We start from the raw sequence: 24,344 nt of genomic DNA, 5'->3' as shown, positions 1-24,344 counted from the left end.
TGTGTCTAGAAATAAGAAGAAATATTTGGCTCTTATAAGTCTTTTGTGTATATTTGTAATAACTAATATATAAGTTATAAAATAAGAATATTAGGTATAGTAACTAATATATAAATTGTAATATATGTATGTCTTTGAACCGATTTCAAGTGACGATATTCAGCGAAGACTATCAGAGTGTTGCAGGCTACGTAGGCTGGAAAAGAATATGTCACAAAAGGCTTTGTCCGACCTTAGTGGTGTACCTTTGTCTACCATACAGCGTTTTGAACATACCGGTGAGATCTCTTTGGGCAGTTTTGTAAAGATAGGTCGTGCCTTAGGGTATGCTCAGGAACTGATGGAAGTCATGTCTAAGCCCAAGTATAATAGCCTTGATGAGATGGTAAAGATCAACAAAAATAAAAGTAGAAAGAGAGGAACCGATGAGAAAGGTTGAATCTTTGAAAGTCCTGTACCATCATATTCTTGTGGGAAGAATGACTATGGGGACGAATGGGACATGTTTGTTCCAATATGATAGAGAATGGCTTGACACCGGATTTTCCATCTCTCCCTTGAAACTTCCGCTTATACCAGAGTTGTTTGAAGCCGAACTTACACCGTTTGGTGGTAACTTTGGCGTGTTTGAGGATAGCATACCCGGTGGCTATGGAGAGTATATGTTGACCAAAGAGCTAAGAAAGCATGGTGTCAACTACATGGAACTAGATCCATTACAGAAACTAAGTATCGTCGGTTCGTCCGGTATGGGAGCATTGTGCTATGTTCCTGACAATAAAATATCAATACCGGAAGACAGCATAGACCTTGACAAGATACAGCATGAGGCGCTAGAGGCGCTTTCTGAAAAGAGCGATAAGAATGCCGGAAGATTATATATGGCTAGTGGAAACTCCGGTGGTGTTCGCCCCAAAGTGTTGTTAAATGCAGACGGAATAAGTTGGATCGTGAAGTTTCGCCAAACATATGACCCTCTTGATGCGGGACTTATAGAATACATGTATAACAAAGCTGCGCAGAAAGCAGGAATCATTGTCCCACAATTTTGGTTATTCAATGGTCGCTACTTTGGTGAAGAACGTTTCGATATAGCCCCCAATGGAGATAGAATCCATATGGTTACGGCCAGTGGGCTTCTGAACGAGGGTATCAATCCGCCTAAAATGGATTACAATACACTTCTTGCTTTAACGGGATATATTACGCAGGATCATGTAGAAGTGGAACAACAATTCAGAAGGATGGTATTCAATTACTATTCAGAAAACTTCGATGACCATGCACGAAACTTCTCTTTCCTATATATAGATGGCAAATGGAAACTATCACCTGCTTACGATATGACTCATGATAGTCCTTTGGAGACGCATGCAACAACGGTTGGTTATACCGATAGTCCTACCGATGAAGATTTAATCAATGCAGGAATGAGAATTCAAATACCTCAAAAAGTGTGTGAATCAATTATTGATGAGGTTAGACCCATTGGCAGAGAATTGGTAAAACGAATTAAGAATAAGGATTATGAGTTTCCTTTTCCGTAATTCGGGCTATTGTTGTTGAAAGCAGTTCTAGCCTCTCAACCTCGCGAAAGGGTGAACTTAAACGCCACGCCTCCCTCTTCTAGGTTCTCTACGGTGATGGTTCCACCATGTATCATCACTGCATTTTTGACGATGGCGAGTCCCAATCCGGTGCCGCCGAGCTTTCTGCTGCGACCTTTATCCACCCTGTAGAATCGTTCAAAGATGCGAGATAGATGTTGCGGAGGGATGCCTACACCGTCGTCTTTGAATGTAAACGCATACTCATCCGGAGTTACTTCCACATGAAGCGTGATGCATTTACCCTCTCCGGCGTACGCAATGGCGTTGTCGGTGAGGTTTCGGAAGATGCTGTAGACAAGTGATTGGTCGCCACGGAAAGGCAGTTGTTGCGGTAGTTGGTTGTGGAACAGCAAGTTCTTTTCCTGTCTTTCGAGTGCTGTCTCGTCTACAATGTCGCGTACTATTGTCGCAATGTCGAAGTCAACTGGCTGTTGTGGCCTGCTGCCTATGTTGTCCATCTTGTTGAGCGTAGATATATCTACGAGCAAACTACCTAACCGTTGACTCTGCGCATAGCTTCGTTCGATGAACTGTTGTTTTATTTTTGCATCCATATCGGGGTTGGCTATGATGGTCTCCAAGTACCCTTGGATGGTGGCAGCAGGTGTTTTAAGTTCGTGCGCAATGTTCTGTGTGAGTTCCTTTCTCATGTTGGCTTGCTCCTCTTTACTACGCTGTAGCCGTTTATAAAGCTTGATGATGTACTCTGATATTTCCCCTAATTCGTCGTTGGAGAATTGTACCAAGTCTTCACTATCAAGACTTTCGTTGCGGTCGGCACGGCTTGCGAAGAGGCGTAACTTCGTCACATTGCGGCTCAATCGGTGGATAAAGCGATAGAGTACAAGCGTGATGACGATGAGTGCACAGAGCGATAGCCATAGATAGAGCATGTTATCGTCCAGTCCATCAAGCATGTTGTTGTCGTAAGGCAGTGCCGAACGAATGACAAGAGAGTCGCTTGGATAATATGTAGCCGAATAGAAATACTTGTGACCCAGCGTCTGGCTGTTGCGATTGATGTCGAAACCGCTTCCTTGGCGTAATGCTGTGGCCACCTCTCGACGATTCTTATGGTTGGGAATATGGGCATAGTCTTTCACCTCGTTGTCGAAGACTATGCGTCCCGATGGGCGTATCAATGTTACGCGCATGCCATTGATGCGGTGCGTATTGACGTATTTGGCAATGGCTGCCTCATTATTTTTCCCCGTCAACTCCAGTACTTCGTACATGCGGTCGTTGTAGTCTTGCAGTCGTAGGTTGATGAGTTCGGCTTTATGCCGGTTCTCTCCCACATGGTTCATGGATAATAAGAGCGCCACAACGAGCACAAAGACTGTGAGCACAAGTACAAACATGCGCTGCCCGATGGTTGTTCCTGTTGGTTTGTCTATGGATGGTTGCATCTTTTAATCTTCAAAACAATAACCGAATCCCTGCCGAGTGACGATGTGTTTGGCATAGATTCCAATCTTTTTACGAATACGTGTGATGTTCACATCCACCGTTCTGTCGAGCACCAATACGTCACTCGGCCATATCTTTGTGATGAGTTCTTGTCGGCTGAACACCCGTCCACGGTGCTTGAGAAGTAGGCTGAGCACGCCTAACTCGGTCTTAGTGAAAGGTATTTCCATACCGTCCAACTCCACTTTTTTGGCAGATAGATTGATGCGAAGGGTGTGATAGCTGATCAATTCGTCGGTGGGAGTCGCGGTAACGGCTGTTCGTCGTAGTACGGCTTTGACTCGAAGAATCATCTCGCGTACCGAAAAAGGTTTCGTGATGTAGTCGTCGGCACCGATGGTAAGTCCGGTTACGGCATCGTTCTCCGTGTCTTTGGCAGTGACGAAGATTATGGGTATGCGCCTCGTATCACTGTTTTGTTTGAGTCGTTTAGCCAGTGAGAAGCCCGAAATCTCTCCCATCATTACGTCTAGCATCATGAGGTCGTAGTCTGCAAGCGACTCTTTGGCCAGCACTTCTTCGGCCGAATAGGCTACATCTACGTTGAATCCCTCATTCTCAAGGTTGAATTGAAGGATTTTACATAGGTCGCGCTCGTCGTCGACCACAAGAATTCTCTGCTTCATCGTATCCATATTATATTGTATATATACCGGTTAGGAGAGGCTTGTTAGCCACTTTGCCATTTTTATTTCTTTTGTTTGTCCCCTCAATCAGCTCTACTTGTCTACTCGTTTACTTGTCTATTACTCGGCTGCAAAGCCTCTGCAACTTTGCTGCCTCGCCTTTTCAGCATTGCTGTCTGGCTTTTGCAGCGATGCTGCTGTGGCCTTGCAATAACCTCACCTCGGCTTTCTCTCAAGGAGCGGAAGATTATATTGAGTCGGCAACTTAATAAGTTGTTAGCCCAACGATGTTGCAAATATATCGAAAAATAACTGAATATGCCTTTTCTGCCGTGCTATTTATCATTTGTAACATGATTGTAATAAGGTTGCAAAGAATTGGAAACATGGGGCTACTACTTTTGCATCAAGAAATTATAAAATCGACTTATGGAATTGATTTATCTGATTATTATTGTCTTTCTGTTTTTGTTGGCATCCTTTGATTTATGGGTGGGTGTCAGCAACGATGCTGTAAACTTTCTCAATTCGGCCGTCGGTGCACGTGTGGCTCGCTATCGTACCATCATGATAGTAGCCTCGGTGGGTGTGCTGGCAGGTGCTTTGTTGAGCAATGGCATGATGGATATTGCCCGACACGGCATCATGAATCCGTCTAACTTCACCTTTCACGAGGTTATGACCATCTTATTAGCCGTGATGGTGACTGATGTTGTGATTCTCGACATGTTCAATAGTCTGGGCTTGCCCACCTCTACCACTGTGTCGATGGTGTTTGAATTGCTTGGTGGTACGTTTGTTATGGCTATCTTGAAGATGGTACATGGCAGTGAATTGCAGATATTCGACCTGTTGAATACCGAGAAAGCGCTGACCGTTATCATCGCTATCTTCGTGTCGGTGGCTGTCGCTTTTGTCTTCGGTTACATTGTTCAGTGGGTTTCGCGTTTGATATTCACCTTTAAATATCAAGAGAATCTGCGTTACACGGTGGCTATCTTTGGTGGCATTGCCGTTACGGCATTGTCGTATTTCGTGTTTGCAAAAGGATTGGGAGGGGCTTGGTTCATCGACCAACGTGTGGTGACTTTCATCGATACCCATATTCATACGCTTCTGATAGTGGTGTTTCTGGGGAGTACGGTGGTAATGGAGATATTGCATTTGTGCAAGGTCAACATCTTCAAATTCATCATCTTGGCCGGTACATTCGCGTTGGCCATGGCCTTTGCAGGCAACGACTTGGTAAACTTTATCGGTGTTCCGTTGGCTGGTCTCAGTTCGTTTCAAGACTATATGATGCATGGTGGTGGTGCCAACGATAGTTTTTTGATGGCGTCGTTACAGGGTTCGGCAAAGACTCCGATGCTCTATCTCGCAATAGCGGCGTTCATCATGATATTTTCGATGGTTACCTCGAAAAAGGCACGCAATGTGATTAAGACCAGTGTAGACCTTTCGAGACAGGACGAGGGCGATGAGATGTTCGGCACATCACGTGCTGCTCGCAGCATAGCTCGCTTGACACAGAACTATTCGGAGAACGTGGAACGCGTGATACCGCAGTCGGTCCGTCGATGGATAGATGGCAGATTTGACAATCAAGGTGTGGTGTTGGCTCCCGGAGTAGCCTTTGACGAGGTGCGTGCATCGGTGAATTTGGTGTTGGCGGCATTGCTTATCATCATCGGAACCAATCTGAAGCTACCCTTGTCTACCACTTATGTGACCTTTATGGTGGCTATGAGCTCGTCTTTGGCCGACCGTGCATGGGGACGGGAGAGTGCTGTGTTCCGTATCACGGGTATGCTTTCGGTGATTGGCGGATGGTTTGTGACGGCGGGAGTGGCCTTCCTTGGCTGTATGTTGGTGACGCTTGTGATGTTCTATGGAAGCATCGGTGCGATGATAGCCTTTATGGGATTGGTCATCTATCTGCTTATTAGAAGCAGCAAGAAGTTTAGCGACAGCGAGAAAGAGAATAAGGAAGACGAGTTGTTCAAGCTGATGATGCGCAGCAAAGACCCGGAGATAGTGTGGGATTTACTGGTGAAACATGTGAGTAGGATGCAAGCCGGTATGACCAACTTTGCCTTGGAGCAGTACACGCATATCTTTGATGGGTTGTCAAAACAAAAGATGAGCGAGCTAAGGAGTAGTCAAAGTGCACTTAAGAAAGAACAGGAAATGTTGAAAAAGTATCGAAAGAAGGAGATATTAGTGATGCATCTGGTGCCGCAGGAGTTGGCTTTGGAGCGCAATACGTGGTTCTATCTAGGTATCAATAGTGCACAGCAATACATCTATTGTCTGAAGCGTATGCTCGAACCAGTAAAGGAACATGTGGACAACAATTTCAATCCGTTGCCCCAAAGTTATATTGATGAGTTCCAACCTGTATTGAACAGCATTCATCAACTGATGAAACAAACGGCCGGTTTTATCAGTACGGGTCGATATTATGGGTATCGCGACGTGATGGAAGAGGCCGACCGATGCAAGAACGAACTCTCCGTGTTGCGCCATAAGCACATAGACCGCATGCAGAAAGATAGGAATTCAAAGAATCTGCAAATCTCTATCGTCTACCTGAATCTTATCCAAGAGACACAGGAATTGCTAAGTGTGATGCGCCATCAGTTGAGAGCGACACGCAAATTCATCGGTGCGCCCGGCACATCTTACGCTCAAAACGAGCAAATGGATTAGAATTTCCATCGCATTTGCACGTCGATATCGGTCTGTGAGTGGCTGTCTATCTGCTGCAATCCGCTGGAAATGTGGTCTCGATCGGAATAGTTGGTGTGCCCGGCTTGGGCTATCAGCTGTAGACGAGAGGTGACATCGGCTTGCACATGAGCTACATAGCGCATGCCATGTCCATAGAATGAAGGGAAAGAAAAGGTGTAGAGAAGTCCCGGTTCGTAGGTATATACGCGGCTGATATAGCCGTCGGTGTGGAACCAAGCGACTTGTATGCCAGCCTTGAAGACTCCTAATTGGTAGTTAAAGTTATCTGTCAGCATCCAGCCTTTGGCTGTTTGCTGATTTTTTATATATGTAAAATCGGTCTGGATTCTATTCCTCCAATGGGTGGAAGTATAGGTGGCTGATAGTCGGGCACGGTGTTCGGTTTGGGGAATGAGCCTCGTTTTGTCCGCATTATCATATTGCTTGCGGTGCCAACGATAGCGGGCGTTGAGGCTAAGAGAGTGATAAAGATAGGTGGCTTGCACGAGATGGTCCCACGCGTAAGATGATTTAGAAACCCGATAGCGAGCCCATGGCATGGAAACATAGTCGCTATACCACATCAAACTGAGGTTTCTAAGGGGTGTCCAAGAGGCTCCAATGTAGTATCCACTCTCGTTTTGAACGTTGCCGGTCTCGCTAAAACTTGTTGCAAAGAGATTATGATAACGGTAGGAATAGAAACGTTGCAAGGCGATAAGAGTGAGGTTATCGCGGAGCTGATAGCTTATGGTATTGAGGGTAGCAAGGGCATGACAGTCGCCTGTAGCAGTTTCTCCGCTAATCATGAGTCGATGGTTTTGATAACCATAGTCTATGCCTAAATTGTAAAAACGGCGTCCGCGCGGTCGCCAACGTCGATATGTTAGGACGGTGTCGGGTCGCAGTTGGTGGTTGAAAGAGGTGTAGACACCCGATAATCCCATGTGGAATCCCTTATCACTCCAATACAAGCGTGCGCCCAAAGTGGCTTGCATGGCATTCCGACGACGGTTCATCTCGCTCTGGGTGCGATGATATCCGGTTTCAAGAATAGTGGCAATGGTGACGCTATCCTTGTTCATGGTAGCGTCGATGGGGCGATATGAGGCGAAAGCTGTCGCATAGGTATGCTTTGTAAGAGCTAGTCTGACGGCTGCTCCTTGCAGATAGTTAGCCTCAAGGCGTGATGCATGGCCACAGATATGATCGGTGTTGCGGCCTAATGTAGCCAAAGTTCCCAGTTTACCGAAGCTGAAATCGTTGTTCATTACAAGTCCCATGCCGAATCGCAGACGGTATCTGCCCACGACAAGAGTATTGAGTAACCCCTTTGTTCTAACGAGAGCGTAGGCCGAATAGAAGTCGTAGCCACTGCTATTATGCCCTTTGAAGAAAGGTTCACCGGCATCTTTGGCGCCTATCAATCCTACCTTGAAGTACTGACCGTAGTTGAATGTATAGCGCATCCAGTGTTTGAGAGGGTCGCCTAGATACCCTTTGTCATCGCCTTTGCGTTTGTATAGTGGGATATGGGCGTATCCTACGAGTTCGTGTTTACCATATTTGAGGATATTACGGAGGGATGGGAAGCTGGTTTGCTCGATGGGTTTGACTTCTACGAAGCACTGTAGAAGCCGGCGACGGGGCGCATCCAGTGATTCAATCATGGCCAGTTCGTCCACGCTTTGCAATGGTGCGTACTGGTAAATATACGCCACTATCTCTTCAATCTGCTGTGCCGAGAGGAATGGGATACGTTCTAAATCTTGTTGAGTAGCTGTGTTGAGGTTTATTTTGTGGGTTGCCAACTCGTTCAACAGGTCGTAAGTCTCTTCCCACGAGCCCATTTCTACATCTTCTAAGGTGCCGATTTCATCGTAATAAGTCTTCCAATCATCGGCCATTTGTGCCTGTCCGGTAAGGAAATGAAGAGACAGGCATGCCATTAGAATGCCTTGTTTCCACATAGATATGAAGGTATTAGATAGTGAATATTCTGTTCTAAATATGCATGGGTGATTATTTCTGCATTCAAGTTAGAATTATCTATGAGCATCCATTCGTCTACAATGAGGTTATTCTGCTAATGTAAAGTCCAATTGTTTTTTCTCTATATTGGCCTTAGCTACCTGTATTTTGATGGCATCACCGAGTTGATACTTATGGTGACGACGCCGTCCTACGAGGCAGAAGTTGCGTTCGTCGAAGTCATAGAAGTCGTCACCGAGGTCGCGCATAGGCACCATACCCTCGCAATGGTTCTCGTCTATCTCGGCATAAATGCCGTAACTGGTGATTCCACTGATATGTGCGTCGTACACATTACCCAACTTATCGGCCATAAATTCGACCATCTTGTACTTGATGGAGTCGCGCTCAGCATTCTGGGCTATCTGTTCCATGTCCGAACAGTGCTCGCAGAACTCCTCATAATGTTTCTCGTTGGCACTTCGTCCGCCCTCGGCATAGCGCGTCAAGAGGCGATGTACCATCGTATCGGGATAACGACGGATAGGCGAAGTGAAGTGTGTGTAGTAGTCGAATGCCAATCCGAAGTGCCCGATATTGTGCACGCTGTACTTCGCTTTCATCATGGCGCGTAGAGCAACGGTCTGTATGAGCTTGCCTTCGGGTTTGCTTTCTACCTCGTCCATGAGCTTGTTTAGGCTGCGGGCAGCAGCTCCTTTGGTGCTACTACTCTTGAGACGATAGCCGAATTTTACGATAAATTCGCGCAATACCTCCAACTTCTGTGGGTCGGGATTGTCGTGGATACGATAGGGGAGCGTCTTGGCTTTGGCTCCTTTCTTTACCTTTCCGATGCTTTCGGCCACCGTCCTGTTGGCTAATAACATAAATTCTTCGATGAGTTTGTTGGCATCGTGCGAGCGTTTGAAGTAACATTTCGTAGGTGTACCCTTCTCGTCGATGTCGAAATGCAACTCCTCTCGGTCGAATTTCACGGCTCCGTTTTTGAAGCGGGCAGCCCTTAACTTCTTGGCCAATCGGTCTAACATGATGAGATTGTCGGCATTTTCGCCCTTGTATCCTCCCTTAGGTGCTTTCGGAGCAGGCTCCCCTGTGCCGTCGACCACGCCGTTGGCTTCCAGCAATTCCTGCACCTCTTCGTAGGCGTAGCGGCGATTACTGCGGATGATGGTGTGCACTACGCGATGCGTTTTCACGTCGCCTTCCTCGTCCATATTAAAGATAACGCTGTAAGCCAACTTGTCTTCATCGGGTCGAAGCGAACAGATGAAGTTGCACAGGCGTTCCGGCAACATGGGAATTGTGCGGTCTACGAGATACACGGAAGTCGCTCTCTTGTAGGCTTCCTTATCGATAATGGAGCCTTCGGTGACGTAGTGAGACACGTCGGCAATGTGTACACCTACCTGCCAAAGCCCCTTGTCTAGCTTTTTGATGCTTAGTGCGTCGTCGAAATCCTTTGCATCCTTGGGGTCAATGGTGCATGTGAATACGTCGCGGAAGTCTTCCCGCTCTCGTTCATCTTGCTCCGTTATCTCGCCGCTAATCTTCTCTGCTGCCTCTTCCACGGCTTTCGGATACTTATAGGGCAGGCCGTATTGCGAGAGAATGGTATTCATCTCCGTGTCGTTATCGCCTGATTGGCCGAGCACATCAATCACTTCGCCCACTAGATTCTTATGTTCTGCGTCGGGCCACTGTTTGATTTTAACGATGGCTTTGTCGTTGGTTTTGCCCCCTTTGAGTTTACGTTTGGGGATGATAATATCTCGAACGAAGAGGTTTTCCTGCGTTATGAGGAAAGCCAAATCTTTCTCTACGCGCAGTTTCCCCACCACGGTATCTTTCTTACGACTGATGATTTCAATCACTTGTGCTTCTTTGATGTGGTTTGCCCGACGTGCCATGATAGACACTTTTACGCGGTCTCCGTTGAGTGCCGACATGGAATTGCGCTCCGAAACAAAGATGGGGAGCGAGCCGTCATCGGGGATAAACGAGTTCTTACCATTCGATTTGCGCACGAACGTACCCTCTTGAACCTGTCCTTTGAGATTGAGTTTGTATGAATTATCCGATACACGCGTCAGATAATCTTCCCATGCCAAACTCTCCAAAATATCTATAGCAAGCATCTTCAGTGGGTGGGTATCCAACCGCAGGCTGCGAAATATCTCTTTAAAACTTAATGTCTTCTCAGGCTGAGAAGAAAACAGACCTATCAACTTTTCCGATAGTTGATTTTTTGTCATGCGTTTACCGCCTTTTTTACCTTTTCCCATATCGTGATGAGTTTTATGTTCTGATGGTAAAGTTATAAAATATTTTCGACACGGTATCGTAATATCGATGAATTAATTATGAAAAGATGAAAACACCGGGATTATCGGTTGGTATAGTGATGGTTGCTATATTGGCTTTACAAAGACGATGTGTACATCGCTTTCCATGATTGATTTGCTAATAATTTGTGCTTATTTTGCTTGTGAGCTGGAAGACTTTTCGTCTCTACTGTTCTTCTCTTTTCACTCCTAACTCATCACTTATCACCCTAAATTTGTCTACTTGTCCACTCGTTAACTCGTCTACCATCAAATTGCAAAGCCCCCGCAGCACTGCTGCCTAGGTCTTTCAGCATTGTTGTTTAGGCTTTGCAGTATCGCTGCTAAGCCATTGCAGTGGATTAAGGGTGAATAGTGAGGAATATGGAATGGTATATTTCTGAATCAATTATACCATCGAATAAGGTTCTTTGCGCGTATATTTTGTTATCTTTGTAAGTGGCTTTGTTGCCGGAAAGTGTGTTTGGTATTGAGCCAAAGACGGTTTGTAAGGCGGTGTATATACTGTCTCTACATTCCGGCATATAATAAATAGATACTTAATGACCGAAATATGGCAGGGAAAAAAGTTGCTGTGGATATTGTAAAGGCGTATGTGCGCTATCTGAAACTGGAGCGAGGGTATTCGGGAAATACCATCGCGGCTTATCAGCACGACCTTCAATGGTTGATAGACTATGCACGGGCGGAGGATTTACAATTGACGGAAATGAAGTTGGAGAATTTGGAAAACTTCACGGCTTTCCTGCACGACCGAGCCATTTCGGCCAAGTCGCAGGCGCGAATCCTTAGCGGTATCCGTTCTTTCTATCGTTTTTTGGTGCTGGACGATTATATAGATGCCGACCCTACGGAATTGTTAGAGTCACCACAGATAGGTAAACATCTGCCCGAAGTGTTGTCTACGGAAGAGGTGGATATGCTGGAAGGCAGCATCGACCTGTCGAAACTGGAAGGGCAACGCAACAAGGCTATCATCGAAGTGTTGTTCTCTTGTGGGCTGCGTGTATCGGAACTCGTCACATTGAAGTTGTCGCAACTCTACTTGGAAGAAGGGTATGTGCGCGTATTAGGTAAAGGGAATAAGGAAAGACTGGTGCCCATATCGGGTAAAGCCGTCAAAGAACTGCAGCTATGGTTTTACGACCGCAACCTGATGACGATAAAACCGGGTGAAGAAGACTATGTGTTCTTGAATCGACGAGGCGCCCATCTTACGCGAACGATGATTCTTATCATGATCAAGCGGCAAGCCGATGAGGCCGGAATCAAGAAAACCATCTCGCCACATACGCTTCGTCATAGTTTTGCCACGGCACTTTTAAAGGGTGGAGCCGACCTGCGTGCCATCCAAGCCATGCTGGGGCATGAGGATATTGGTACTACGGAGATTTACACCCATATCGACACTACCACGCTACGCGAGGAAATCTTGCATCATCATCCGCGCAATATGAAGTATCATGAAGAGTCATGAAAGAGGAATAAGACAGTAGAAGGGCAACCATCATGAAGATGATTGCCCTTCTTATTTCTTGATGAAATCTGCTGAGATTACTTGTTTACAGCATCAGCGAGTTCAGCACCAGCCTTGAACTTAGCAACTTTCTTAGCTGCGATAGTAATGTTCTGCTTGGTAGCTGGGTTGATACCCTGACGAGCAGGACGCTCGTTAACACTAAATGTACCAAAACCTACGAGCTGAATTTTATCACCTGCAACGAGTGCACCCTTGATAGTTTCTACAGTAGCTTCCAATGCTTTCTTCGCATCAACCTTTGTCAAACCAGCTTTAGCTGCAATCTGATCGATCAATTCTGTCTTATTCATAATTCAGTTTTTTATTAAATGATAATTTATAAATATTCCGTTTATACATGGCAAATATAGGAGAAACCTTTCATAAATCAAACAAAAAGGCGAAAAATATTTCGCTTTTTTTGAAAAATTGTGTAAAAAGGCCTGTTAATAGGCCTTTTCGATAATCTTTTATCCTATTTTTGACTTGTAAAGTCCACTGTTGTGAAAAGGCCGAATTACAGTTTATCTCCGTAGCAGAGGTCGCCTGCATCACCGAATCCGGGTACTATATACTTATATTCGTTCAAGCCCGGATCGATGGCTGCGCACCAAATGGTGGTTTTGTCTTCGGGGAATGTGTTGCGGATGTGCTCAATGCCTTCGGGGGTAGCTATGACACAAGCCACATGAATGCGCTTCGGTGTACCCTTGGTGAGGAATGCTTTGTAGCCCAATTCCATGCTACCACCGGTGGCAAGCATCGGGTCGGCGATGATAAGGCACTTCTCGTCGATGCTGGGAGTTGCTAGATATTCTACGTGGATGCCCACTTGTTTGTGCTCGCTGTCGGTATATTCGCGATAAGCACTGACGAAAGCATTGCCCGCATGGTCGAAGATGTTGAGGAAACCATTGTGGAACGGCAAGCCTGCACGGAATATAGTGGCCAGTACGATCTTGTCGGTGGGGACGTTGATACGTGAAATGCCGAGGGGAGTGGCAATGTCTTTAGCCTCGTAGTTCAATGTCTTGGAGATTTCAAAAGCTTCAAATTCTCCGATACGCATGATGTTGTTGCGGAAGAGCAGACGATTTTTCTGATATTCAACATCGCGAATCTCGGCCATGTACTGGTTGATGATACTGTTTTTGTCTGAAAAGTTAATAATTTCCATAAGGCTTGTGTTTTTGCTTGCAAAATTATGAAAAATCACCCGATTATGTCACGTCGGAATAGCAAAAGTAAACAGTAGGCAAAGGATTTTAGTATCTTTAACCAAATCGGCAAAAGCGGTTGACGATTTTTTGTGGCTGCAAATTGCTGTATTGGTGTTTTTTTTGTTATCTTTGCGCACGGTATTTAAGATAATTGCCACATCTGAATGCAGATATTTTTTTCAACTTAAAATACATTTTATATAATGGCAAAGTTTGACAAGAGCGTACTTGAAAAGTACGGTATTACAGGTACAACGGAAGTTGTTTACAATCCTTCTTACGAAACATTGTTCGAAGAAGAGACAAAAGAAGGTCTCGTAGGTTTTGAAAAAGGTCAGGAAACAGAGCTTGGCGCGGTTAACGTGATGACAGGTATCTATACTGGTCGCTCTCCTAAGGATAAGTTTATCGTAGATGATGAAAACTCTCACGACACTGTATGGTGGACATCTGAGGAGTACAAGAACGACAACCACCCTGCTACAAAAGAAGCATGGGCTGTGGTAAAGGAACTTGCTAAGAAAGAACTTTCTAACAAGCGTCTGTTCGTTGTAGACGGTTTCTGCGGTGCTAACAAGGATACTCGCATGAAGGTTCGTTTCATTGTTGAGGTTGCTTGGCAGGCTCACTTTGTAACAAACATGTTCATCCGTCCTGTAAATCAGGAAGAGTTGGATCAGGAACCAGACTTCATCGTTTATAACGCTTCTAAGGCTAAGGTTGAAAACTACAAGGAATTGGGTTTGAACTCAGAGACTGCTGTTGTCTTCAACGTAACAAGCAAGGAGCAGGTTATTTTGAATACATGGTACGGTGGTGAAATGAAGAAGGGTATGTTCTCTATGATGAACTACTTCTTGCCATTGAAGGGTATGGCTTCTATGCACTGCTCTGCTAACACAGATATGAACGGTGAGAACACAGCAATCTTCTTCGGTCTGTCTGGTACAGGTAAGACTACATTGTCTACCGATCCGAAGCGTCTCCTTATCGGTGATGACGAGCACGGATGGGATGACAACGGTGTATTCAACTTTGAAGGTGGTTGCTACGCTAAGGTTATCAACCTTGATAAGGAAAGCGAACCCGATATCTTCAACGCTATCCGTCGTAACGCATTGTTGGAGAACGTAACAGTAGACGCTAACGGTAAGATTGACTTCGCAGATAAGAGCACTACCGAGAATACTCGTGTATCTTATCCTATCAATCACATCAATAACATCGTTCGTCCTGTATCTTCTGCTCCTGCAGCTAAGCAAGTTATCTTCTTGTCAGCAGATGCATTCGGTGTATTGCCTCCAGTATCTATCTTGACTCCTGAGCAGACACAGTACTACTTCTTGTCTGGTTTCACAGCTAAGTTGGCAGGTACAGAGCGTGGTATCACAGAGCCTACTCCTACATTCTCTGCTTGCTTCGGTCAGGCTTTCTTGGAGTTGCATCCTACAAAGTATGCTGAAGAGTTGGTTAAGAAGATGGAGAAGAACGGTGCTAAGGCTTACCTCGTTAACACAGGTTGGAACGGTACCGGCAAGCGTATCTCTATCCGCGATACACGTGGTATCATCGATGGAATCTTGAGTGGTGCTATCAATGAGGCTCCTACAAAGCAGATTCCTTTCTTCGACTTCACTGTTCCTACACAGCTCGAAGGTGTTGACACCGGTATCCTCGATCCTCGCGATACTTACGCTGACGCAGCTCAGTGGGAAGAGAAAGCTAAGGATTTGGCTGCTCGTTTCATTAAGAACTTCAAGAAGTACGAAGGCAACGAGGCTGGTAAGGCTTTGGTTGCTGCTGGTCCTCAGCTGTAATTTCGTAATTCACGATTATAAAGAGGCGCTCTCCTGCACAGGGAGAGTGCCTCTTTCCGTAAATATGACTGCCGACCGAAACCTACGTAAAATCATCCACGTAGACATGGATGCCTTCTATGCCTCTGTGGAGCAACGCGACGACCCCTCGTTGCGTGGGAAGCCTATTGCCGTAGGATTTGATGGTGAGCGCAGTGTGTTGACTACGGCCAGTTATGAGGCTCGCCAGTTTGGCGTACATTCGGCCATGCCTACTTCTAAGGCTAAACGACTATGTCCTGAATTGATACTTGTACCAGTAAACTTTGAGAAGTATCGTGCCGTGTCGAGTAAGGTTCATGCTATTTTGCAGGATTACACAGACGTCATAGAGCCCCTTTCGCTTGATGAAGCTTTCTTGGATGTCTCTAATAATAAAATAGGTGTAGAGTTCGCTGTTGACATCGCACGTGAGATACGTCGGCGTATCAAAGAAGAACTGCATTTGACCGCTTCTGCCGGAGTTTCTTACAATAAACTGCTGGCCAAGATAGCATCCGATTATCGAAAACCCGACGGATTGACCGTGATTCATCCCAGTCGTGCACTCGATTTCTTGTCGCGTCTGCCTGTGGAAGACTTTTGGGGAGTCGGAGCTAAGACGGCTGAAAAGATGCATGGTCTCGGTATATTCACAGGTTTGCAACTACGACAATGTTCACAAGAGATGTTGATACGCCATTTTGGAAAGATGGGTGGCATCTTTTACCAGTTTACGCGGGGTGTAGATGACCGTCCGGTGGAAGCTCATTACATCAGGAAATCACTAGGCTGCGAACGTACTTTTCTAAAGGATTTGTCGCAACATTCATCGTTTGTCATTGAACTTTATCATTTGACGGAAGAATTGGTAGGCCGTATTGCGAAGGAAAATTTTAGGGGAACGACCCTAACCTTGAAGGCAAAGTATAGTGATTTTACGCAGGTAACACGCAGTGTGACGCGTCGGAAGCCTTTTATATCTAAAGATGAGATACTACCAGTGGCCAAACAGCTCATCGCACAGATAGAAGCCGAAAATCATGAAATACGTTTGTTGGGGCTGTCGGTGTCGCATTCGCATTTGGAAGATGATATGGGAAAGGCAGAATGGACAGAACTTGACATTCCATTTCCGGAGTGGATGAATGAAAAAAGATGAGTATGTAGATTTCGAGATTGATGTAAATCAAGGAAAATGGATTGAGGTTGAAGAAATATAGACAAAAATTCGAGGATGAAGAATGAGCCTTATACCTTTGCGACTTCTTTTGTAAAAGGATATTATTACGCAAAAAATAATTAGATAAGGCAGTGGATTGGTTGTCTAAAATAGGAGTAGTATTCATGGATATGGAAACGGTATCGTTGCTTGGTGGCGTGCTGTTTTTAACGATTCTCAGTGTTATTGCACTGAGACATACGAATGTACACTAGTAAATTATAAATAATTGTTACAGCGAAGATTGTATTTTATCTCTTGATATTAAACACTAAACAAACTTTAAAATAATGGACTTATTCATTATTTTACATAATAAAGAGTATAAAAGTTGGCCTAATTAAGGATTTCTACTTAAATTTGCAGCTAAAATAATATTTTCAATTTGAATGAAGGGGAAGTTATTATCCACTGCAGTGCTGTTGTTGTCGGCAATAAGTCTGCTTACTTCTTGTCTGGGCAATAATGACGAGAAAACAACTTACTATGGGGAAACGGCCATTACGTCCTTCAAGCTTGGGACATTAAAGAGAACCATACATACTAAGAATTCTGCTGGAAAAGATAGCGTTTACACTACAACGATAGATTGTAGTGGCTATTCTTTCTATATAGATCAAATCAATAATCGGATTTATAACCCGGATTCGTTGCCAAAAGGTGTCGATGTGGGTAAGGTGATATGTACGATTGCTGCGAAGAACGGTGGTGTAATTCTCTTGAAAGATAATGATTCTGACAGTTTGTTTTATTACAATACCTCGGATTCCATCAATTTTAAGCAGGCTCGTGAATTCCGTGTGATGTCTGCCGTGAACAGTTCTGAGACAGCTACACGTTCTTATCTCATTGACGTGAATGTGCATAAGGAAGTGGCTGATTCTTTCTCTTGGAACAATCTAGCAACCAATAATCCTCAGATCGCCGCATTGACAGCCATGCGCGGTTATGCGCTTGGAGGCTTCGTCTATGTGGTTGGAAACAAGGGAGCAGGCGTAGAGGTGTATCGTACAGCTGAAAGCGATGGCGCCACATGGTCTGCCGTAACACCTAATATTGCATTGTCTACTGAGGCATATAAGAATATTGCCATTCAAGATGGTACGGCTTATCTGCTCAACGATGGTGCTATCTATACATCGTCTGATTTCAAGACATGGCAGAAAGGTGCTTCGGCAGCTACAATCAAGCAATTATTGGGTTCTGGAACCAAGAAACTCTATGCGCTAACAACGACCAGTGGTTTGGCTGCGTCTGTAGATAAAGGTGCCACTTGGATTGTTGAGAAGTTGGATAATGATGCAGCGTTATTACCGACAGAAGATGTTAGCTTTGTTTGTCGACATGGGTCTGCAGGCGATGCTGTCGATTATTTGACGATTATTGGCAATCGTGCGGATTCTTATTCGAAAGATTCTACAGCGATGGTATGGGGTAAAGTAGAGGAACTCTCTGCCGGTGGCAAGACGCAGGCATGGACTTATTATCCTATAGCCCGCTCGGATAGATATAAAGCACAGCGCTTGACTAATTTGCAGGCTGTGTTCTATGGAAATGGTATGAGAGCCATTGGAGGTTCCGGTCGTGGAGCTAGTAAGGGCAAGGCTTTTGCCCAAGTGTATACAAGTGAGGACGGTGGATTGCATTGGCCTAAGGATACTGTTGTCACAATGCCTACGGGATTCTCTTCCAGCGAAACCTCGTTTGCGTTGGTGACAGACTCTCAACACCGCTTATGGATTATCTGTGGCGGTACAGGACAGGTGTGGAAGGGGTTGCTCTCCGGCTTGGCTTGGAAGAAGGAAGATACAATCTTTCAATAAAAATAAGAGCATTGCCCGTGAATAAAGGCTTTGGTGTGAATAGAAAGGTAGGTAATAGTGTGCGAATAGGATTGTTGGCATGCTTATTAGTCTTTACTGTCACACCGCTACATGCCCAAGATGATGACGAGTATCGTATGGAAATCGGTGCCGGATTAGGGCTTGATGGCTATCTTGGTGATTTCAATGGAAATCTGACGAAAGATTTACGGCCGATGATGGCGGTGATATTGCGACGCAATTTGAATCCTTATATGGGTTTACGATTGTCGGGTATGTTTGGAAAGTTAAAAGGTTCGTCGGCCGATGTAGACACCTATTATCCTGCTTATGCCAGTATTCCCCATCAATTTAGTCGTTCTTTGGTAGATATAGGCCTCACTTATGAATATAATTTCTGGTCGTATGGCACTGGGCGCGATTACCGTGGAGCCAAAAGATTGACCCCCTATGTGGGTATAGGTGTTGGCGGTACGTTCGTGTCGGGTAATGGTAACGATTTTACTTTCAATTTCCCGATAGGGCTAGGTCTTAAATATAAGGTGGCCGACCGATTGAATTTGGGGTTGGAATGGATGATGCATTTCGGTACGAGCGATATGTTGGATGGGGTGAAAGACCCTTATGCGATAGCTAGTTCCGGCTTGTTTAAGAATACTGATAGCTATTCGACGTGCATGTTGACACTGGCTTATAGTTTTATGCCGAAGTGCAAGACGTGTAATAAAGATTATTGACGATATGACAGAGCAATTAGATATGAATCGCATTCCGCAACACGTGGCTATCATCATGGATGGTAACGGGCGTTGGGCTGCAGAGCGTGGCAAGGAACGCAGCTTTGGTCATCAGGCTGGGGTGGATACGGTACGTCGTATTACATCAGAGTGTGTGCGCCTAGGTGTGAAATATTTGACGCTATATACATTCTCTACAGAAAACTGGAATCGACCTACTGATGAGATTTCTGCCTTGATGGGCTTGGTGTTGTCTTCGTTGGAAGATGAAATTTTCATGAAGAACAATGTTAGATTCCAAGTTATTGGCGATATAGAACGTCTTCCAGAGGTGGTACAAGAAAAGCTGAGAGAGACCGAAAGTCATACCTCTGATAATGATGCCATGACCATGGTGGTGGCTTTGAGTTACTCTTCGCGTTGGGAAATCACAAAAGCTTTGCGTGATATGATAAGCGAAGGTGTTAAACCGGAAGATGTGACAGAGGCGTTTGTCACTGCTCATTTGGAGACGAAAGATATGCCTGATCCCGAATTACTCATCCGTACTGGCGGTGAATTGCGCATCTCTAATTATCTGCTTTGGCAGATTGCCTATTCTGAACTCTATTTCTGTGATACCTATTGGCCCGATTTCGGTGAAGAAGATCTACGACGTGCCATTCTCAGTTATCAGAGTAGACAGCGCAGATTCGGTAAGACAGAGGAGCAAATAGAAAACGAACAGAATTCAAAATAAGAATATCTATACACCACAGAATATAAAGACGAAAGAAATTTTCCGAATGATGAATTATATAAATAAGGTGTTGATAGCCTTGGCGGTGTTTACATACAGCCTCGGTATAGAAGCGCAAGATAAAATAGTAAATCCTGATATCTCGTATGCAGGCAATCCTCGTACGTGTATTCTGGGGGGTATCAATGTCTCAGGAGTGGAGAACTATGAAGATTATATGCTGACAGGTATCTCCGGATTGAGCGTTGGACAAGAGATAAGTGTGCCGGGAAGCGAAATCACAGAGGCTGTGAAGCGTTACTGGAAACATGGTCTTTTCTCTGATGTAAAGGTGGCTGCCGACTCTATCGTTGGTCGTAAGGTGTACTTGCACTTCTATCTAAAGACTCGTCCTCGTGTTTCTACCATCAATTACTCTGGCTTGAAGAAGAGTGAGCGTGAGGATATGGAACAGAAACTCGGCTTATTGAAGGGGTCGCAGATTACACCGAATATGATTGACCGTGCCAAGATATTGGCCAAGAAATACTTTGATGATAAAGGCTTTAAGAACGCGGAGATAGAGATAAATCAGCGCGAAGACGTGGCAAACAAGAATCAAGTGATTCTTGATGTCAATGTTGATAAGAAAGAGAAGATGAAGGTTCGTAGGATTATCATCGATGGAAACGAGAAACTTTCAGACTCTAAGATAAAAGGTGGATTCCTTAAGAAAGGTGCTTTTTCGAAGATTCATGAGGCTGGAACACTTGGTGGATTTTTGAAAGCAAAGAAGTTTACGCCAGAGCGTTATGCTGAAGACAAGAAGAAGCTTATTGAGAAATATAACGAACTGGGTTATCGTGATGCCACTATTGTGAAGGATAGCGTATGGAATAATGACGATAAACATGTCAATGTATATATAAAGGTAGACGAAGGACAGAAGTATTATCTGCGCAATATCACATGGGCTGGTAACACTGTTTACTCTACTGACTATCTGAGTGCGTTGCTTGGTATGCAGAAAGGGGATGTTTACAACCAAAAGCAATTGAGCAAACGCTTGTCTGAAGATGAGGATGCTGTGGGCAATAGCTACTGGAATAATGGTTATTTGTTCTACAATTTGAATCCTACAGAGGTTAATATTGTTGGTGACTCCATTGATTTGGAGATGCGTATTGTAGAAGGACCGCAGGCTCATATCGATCATGTGCGAATCAATGGTAACGACCGTTTATATGAAAATGTAGTTCGTCGTGAGTTGCGTACCAAACCCGGAGACCTATTCTCTAAGGAAGCTTTGCAGCGTTCAGCACGTGAATTGGGCTCTATGGGACACTTCGACCCAGAAAAAGTGAATCCGGATGTGAAGCCAAACTATGAGAATGGAACGGTAGACATTAACTGGAACTTGGCTCAGAAGAGTAATGACCAGATTGAATTCTCACTCGGTTATGGACAAACGGGTGTTATTGGGCGAGTTGGATTGAAGTTGAATAACTTCTCTATAGCCAACTTATTCAATAAGAATAGAGAGCATCGTGGTATTATGCCTATCGGTGATGGTGAGACATTGTCATTGGGTGCACAGACCAATGGTACTTACTATCAATCGTATAATGCCAGTTATTCAACTAATTGGTTGGGTGGAAAGCGCCCCATTCAGTTCTCTGTGAGTGCTTATTACAGTAAGCAGACTGACGTATCAAGCAGTTATTATAATAGTGGATATATGAACAACTATTATAATTCCATCTATGGTATGGGTAACAGCTATTATAACAACTATGAGAACTACTATGATCCGGACAAGTATGTGAAGTTGTTAGGTGTCAGTGTAGGGTGGGGTAAACGTCTACGTTGGCCCGATGACTATTTCATGTTGTCTATGCAGTTGTCTTACCAGCGCTATATTTTGAAGAATTGGAATTACTTCTTGATGACGAATGGCTCTGCTAATAATATCAACTTGAACCTTTCGTTGAGTCGAGTATCTACCGATAACCAACTCTTCCCACGTCGTGGTTCTGAGTTTATGGCCTCTGTTACTTTGACTCCGCCTTGGAGTGCATGGGATGGTAAGGACTATAAGAACCTTGCAACAGATAGACAATCGGCCACTTACTCACAAGAACAACAAGAGAAGTTCCACTGGATAGAGTATCATAAGTGGAAGTTTAAGGCTAAGACCTATACGGCTCTTTCAGGTGGTCAGAAGTGTTTTGTGTTGATGACCCGTGTAGAAATGGGTATCTTAGGTAGCTATAACAAGTATAAGAAGAGTCCGTTCGAGACCTATTATATGGGTGGTGACGGTATGAGTGGATATTCTACCGGCTATGCGGAAGAGACTATTGGATTGCGTGGTTATGAGAATGGCTCGCTCACATCGCAAGGTGAGGGTTATGCTTACGACCGTTTCTCGCTGGAACTTCGCTATCCATTCCTTCTTGGTAATACCACTATCTACGGTCTTACCTTCGTAGAAGCAGGTAATGCTTGGACATCTGTGAAGAATTTCAACCCATTCGACATGAAGCGTAGTGCCGGTATTGGTGTTCGTCTCTTCTTGCCTATGGTTGGTCTGATGGGTATTGACTGGGCTTACGGATTTGATAAGGTGTTTAGAACAAAGGGTGGAAGCCAGTTCCACTTCATCTTAGGACAAGAGTTCTAGAATTAAATGATAATGAAATGAAGAAATTGTTGATGATATGCCTGATGGCTCTAGTGGGGCTTACGGCAAATGCGCAGAAGTTTGCGTTGATGGATATGGAATATGTGTTGAAGCATATTCCGGCCTATGAGCGTGCCAATGAGCAACTCAATCAAGTGAGCAAGAAGTGGCAGGCAGAAGTAGAAGCCCTGAATACGGAAGCCAGCACGATGTATAAGAATTATCAGAATGAGGTGGTCTTCCTCTCTAAGGAGCAGAAGAAAGCCAAGCAAGATCAGATCATGCAGAAAGAGAAAGCAGCTGCTGACCTCAAGAAGAAATATTTCGGACCGGAAGGTGAACTCTTTAAAAAGCGTGAGAGTTTGATGACACCTATCCAAGATGAAATCTATGCAGCTGTGAAGGAGATCTCAGAATTGCGTGGTTACAGTCTTGTCTTGGATCGTGCTAGCGATACAGCCATCATCTTTGGTAGTCCACGTATTGACATTTCTACCGAGATACTACAAAAACTGGGATATGAATAGAGTGAAGAGTTAGGAGTGAGAAGTGAGGAATTATGGGCATTTTGCTTAACTCTATCACTCCAATTTACTCCTTAACTCCCATGATAGAAATAGAATTAATAATTAAATAAACTTTAGAAACGATGAAGAAGATTATTTTGATGTTGATGCTTTTTGCACCATTGTCAATGTTTGCACAGAAGTTTGGTCACCTGAATGCTCAGGAAGTAATGGCTAGCATGCCTGAGTTTATCAAGGCTCGTGGTGAGATGGAAGCTACTGCAAAGCAGTACGAGAATGACTTGAAGGCTATGCAGGACGAGTTGACTCGCAAGTCTCAGGACTATGACAAGAATAAGAGTACGATGAATGCTACCAAACAACAGGAGACAGAGACCGAATTACAGACTATGTATCAGAAGATACAGCAGACTTATCAGGACAATCAACAGGCTCTTCAGAAAGCTCAGCAAGAGAAAATGACTCCTATCACAACCAAACTTGTCAACGCTATCAAAGCAGTTGGTAAGACCGGTGGCTATGTTTACATCATGGATGTGAGCGCAGGTATCCCTTATATCAGCGATACATTGAGCAAGGATGTTACTTCAGAGGTAAAGGCTCAGCTCTCTAAGACTAAGTAATACAAGTTGTTTATATCATATAGGTGGGGGCAGGGGAGATTCCTTGCCCCCATTTTGTTCTTTCTTAATATCCACAACTAATCTTAACGACTTATGAAAAAATATTTCCTTTTTTTAGTGCTATGCTTCGTTATGCTATCGGCTTCGGCTCAAGATATGCAGAAGTTTGGCTATTTCAGTTTCGACACGGTGCTCAAATCGATGCCGGAATATACCATTGCACAGCGCAATATGGAAAGCTTGCGCGGTAAATATGCGGCTGAAACCAAGCGAGTGGAGGATGAGTTTAATAAGAAATATGAGGAATTCCTCGAAGGACAACGTGAGTTTGAACCAACTATTTTGCAAAAGCGTCAGGCAGAATTGCAAGAGATGATGGAGAAGAATGTTGCCTTTAAAGCCAATGCCGAACGTCTTTTGAAGCAGGCTGAGGCCGATGCTTATGGACCGGTACGCGAGAAGTTGAGGACAACGGTTCGTCGTATTGGCATGGAGCGCGGTTATATGTTCGTCTTGAACACCGATAACGATGCTGTTCCCTACATCAATAGCATGATGGGAGAAGACATCAATACCTTGTTACTGGATGCAGTGAAGTAATGGAAACCTCACCCCTAACCCCTCTCCCAAGGCGAGGGGAATAAAGATAGAGTTTTATAAATGATGG

Annotated in this window: 19 protein-coding genes; 13 read left to right on the top strand and 6 right to left on the bottom strand. The window is 44.6% G+C overall.

Features of this window, described 5'->3' with window-relative positions:
- Positions 1 to 124 precede the first annotated feature (124 nt).
- Both HMPREF3034_RS09955 and HMPREF3034_RS09950 read left to right on the top strand, forming a co-directional pair.
- A complete protein-coding gene (locus HMPREF3034_RS09955) occupies positions 125 to 439 on the top strand; it encodes a helix-turn-helix domain-containing protein (RefSeq protein WP_062435222.1) in 315 nt (104 codons plus the stop codon).
- The gene (locus tag HMPREF3034_RS09950; RefSeq protein WP_062435220.1) at positions 426 to 1,547 is read left to right on the top strand and encodes a type II toxin-antitoxin system HipA family toxin; all 1,122 of its coding nucleotides are present in this window, start codon (positions 426 to 428) and stop codon (positions 1,545 to 1,547) included. The genes HMPREF3034_RS09955 and HMPREF3034_RS09950 overlap by 14 nt, the downstream gene beginning before the upstream one ends.
- Before the next feature lie 35 nt (positions 1,548 to 1,582).
- Here the strand turns inward: HMPREF3034_RS09950 and HMPREF3034_RS09945 are convergent, their stop codons facing one another.
- Both HMPREF3034_RS09945 and HMPREF3034_RS09940 read right to left on the bottom strand, forming a co-directional pair.
- The gene (locus HMPREF3034_RS09945) at positions 1,583 to 3,019 is read right to left on the bottom strand and encodes a sensor histidine kinase (protein ID WP_062435217.1); all 1,437 of its coding nucleotides are present in this window, start codon (positions 3,017 to 3,019) and stop codon (positions 1,583 to 1,585) included.
- 3 nt (positions 3,020 to 3,022) lie between these two features.
- A complete protein-coding gene (locus HMPREF3034_RS09940) occupies positions 3,023 to 3,715 on the bottom strand; it encodes a response regulator transcription factor (RefSeq protein ID WP_082721760.1) in 693 nt (230 codons plus the stop codon).
- A gap of 420 nt (positions 3,716 to 4,135) precedes the next feature.
- Between HMPREF3034_RS09940 and HMPREF3034_RS09935 the strand changes: the two genes are divergently transcribed.
- Positions 4,136 to 6,415: an inorganic phosphate transporter gene (locus HMPREF3034_RS09935; protein WP_062435214.1), complete on the top strand. Its 2,280-nt coding sequence runs from the start codon at positions 4,136 to 4,138 to the stop codon at positions 6,413 to 6,415.
- Here HMPREF3034_RS09935 and HMPREF3034_RS09930 read toward each other — a convergent pair.
- Positions 6,412 to 8,385 (bottom strand): helix-hairpin-helix domain-containing protein, encoded by a 1,974-nt coding sequence (locus tag HMPREF3034_RS09930; protein WP_231725662.1) that lies wholly within the window; start codon positions 8,383 to 8,385, stop codon positions 6,412 to 6,414. The two genes, HMPREF3034_RS09935 and HMPREF3034_RS09930, sit on opposite strands and share 4 nt — an antisense overlap.
- 129 nt (positions 8,386 to 8,514) lie before the next feature.
- Positions 8,515 to 10,710 carry a ribonuclease R gene (gene rnr / locus HMPREF3034_RS09925; protein ID WP_062435208.1) on the bottom strand — a complete coding sequence of 732 codons (2,196 nt, stop codon included), beginning with the start codon at positions 10,708 to 10,710 and terminating at the stop codon, positions 8,515 to 8,517.
- Positions 10,711 to 11,323: 613 nt separating this feature from the next.
- Between rnr and xerA the strand changes: the two genes are divergently transcribed.
- On the top strand, positions 11,324 to 12,247 hold the full coding sequence (gene xerA, locus HMPREF3034_RS09920) for a site-specific tyrosine recombinase/integron integrase (protein WP_036897750.1): 924 nt from the start codon (positions 11,324 to 11,326) through the stop codon (positions 12,245 to 12,247).
- A gap of 77 nt (positions 12,248 to 12,324) precedes the next feature.
- On the opposite strand, the gene HMPREF3034_RS09915 is transcribed toward xerA, so the two are convergent.
- Together HMPREF3034_RS09915 and upp are read right to left on the bottom strand one after the other, a co-directional pair.
- Entirely contained in the window at positions 12,325 to 12,600 is a 276-nt protein-coding gene (locus HMPREF3034_RS09915; protein WP_036897752.1) for an HU family DNA-binding protein, read from the bottom strand.
- Between the two features lie 206 nt (positions 12,601 to 12,806).
- Positions 12,807 to 13,466, bottom strand: a complete 660-nt coding sequence (gene upp / locus HMPREF3034_RS09910) for a uracil phosphoribosyltransferase (RefSeq protein ID WP_036897755.1) — start codon at positions 13,464 to 13,466, stop codon at positions 12,807 to 12,809.
- Positions 13,467 to 13,712: 246 nt separating this feature from the next.
- On the opposite strand from upp, the gene pckA reads away from it, so the two are divergent.
- The 9 genes from pckA to HMPREF3034_RS09865 all read left to right on the top strand — a co-directional run bounded on the left by pckA (position 13,713) and on the right by HMPREF3034_RS09865 (position 24,277).
- On the top strand, positions 13,713 to 15,326 hold the full coding sequence (gene pckA, locus HMPREF3034_RS09905) for a phosphoenolpyruvate carboxykinase (ATP) (RefSeq protein ID WP_036897757.1): 1,614 nt from the start codon (positions 13,713 to 13,715) through the stop codon (positions 15,324 to 15,326).
- A gap of 64 nt (positions 15,327 to 15,390) precedes the next feature.
- Entirely contained in the window at positions 15,391 to 16,506 is a 1,116-nt protein-coding gene (gene dinB, locus HMPREF3034_RS09900) for a DNA polymerase IV (protein ID WP_036897759.1), read from the top strand.
- A 449-nt stretch (positions 16,507 to 16,955) separates the two neighbouring features.
- The gene (locus HMPREF3034_RS09895; RefSeq protein WP_062435206.1) at positions 16,956 to 18,389 is read left to right on the top strand and encodes a DUF6242 domain-containing protein; all 1,434 of its coding nucleotides are present in this window, start codon (positions 16,956 to 16,958) and stop codon (positions 18,387 to 18,389) included.
- 59 nt (positions 18,390 to 18,448) lie between these two features.
- Positions 18,449 to 19,126 carry a type IX secretion system protein PorG gene (locus HMPREF3034_RS09890; RefSeq protein WP_036897800.1) on the top strand — a complete coding sequence of 226 codons (678 nt, stop codon included), beginning with the start codon at positions 18,449 to 18,451 and terminating at the stop codon, positions 19,124 to 19,126.
- A gap of 4 nt (positions 19,127 to 19,130) precedes the next feature.
- On the top strand, positions 19,131 to 19,865 hold the full coding sequence (locus tag HMPREF3034_RS09885) for an isoprenyl transferase (RefSeq protein ID WP_062435204.1): 735 nt from the start codon (positions 19,131 to 19,133) through the stop codon (positions 19,863 to 19,865).
- A gap of 49 nt (positions 19,866 to 19,914) precedes the next feature.
- Entirely contained in the window at positions 19,915 to 22,527 is a 2,613-nt protein-coding gene (locus HMPREF3034_RS09880; RefSeq protein WP_062435286.1) for a BamA/OMP85 family outer membrane protein, read from the top strand.
- A gap of 17 nt (positions 22,528 to 22,544) precedes the next feature.
- Positions 22,545 to 23,054, top strand: coding sequence for an OmpH/Skp family outer membrane protein (locus tag HMPREF3034_RS09875; protein WP_036897767.1), 510 nt, complete (start codon positions 22,545 to 22,547; stop codon positions 23,052 to 23,054).
- A gap of 122 nt (positions 23,055 to 23,176) precedes the next feature.
- Positions 23,177 to 23,677 (top strand): OmpH/Skp family outer membrane protein, encoded by a 501-nt coding sequence (locus tag HMPREF3034_RS09870; RefSeq protein ID WP_036897770.1) that lies wholly within the window; start codon positions 23,177 to 23,179, stop codon positions 23,675 to 23,677.
- A 93-nt stretch (positions 23,678 to 23,770) separates the two neighbouring features.
- Positions 23,771 to 24,277, top strand: a complete 507-nt coding sequence (locus HMPREF3034_RS09865) for an OmpH/Skp family outer membrane protein (RefSeq protein ID WP_036897772.1) — start codon at positions 23,771 to 23,773, stop codon at positions 24,275 to 24,277.
- Positions 24,278 to 24,344: the final 67 nt, after the last annotated feature.

The organism is Prevotella sp. DNF00663 (assembly GCF_001553265.1).
GTDB lineage: Bacteria > Bacteroidota > Bacteroidia > Bacteroidales > Bacteroidaceae > Prevotella.
This window is presented reverse-complemented; position numbering and strand designations above follow the sequence as displayed.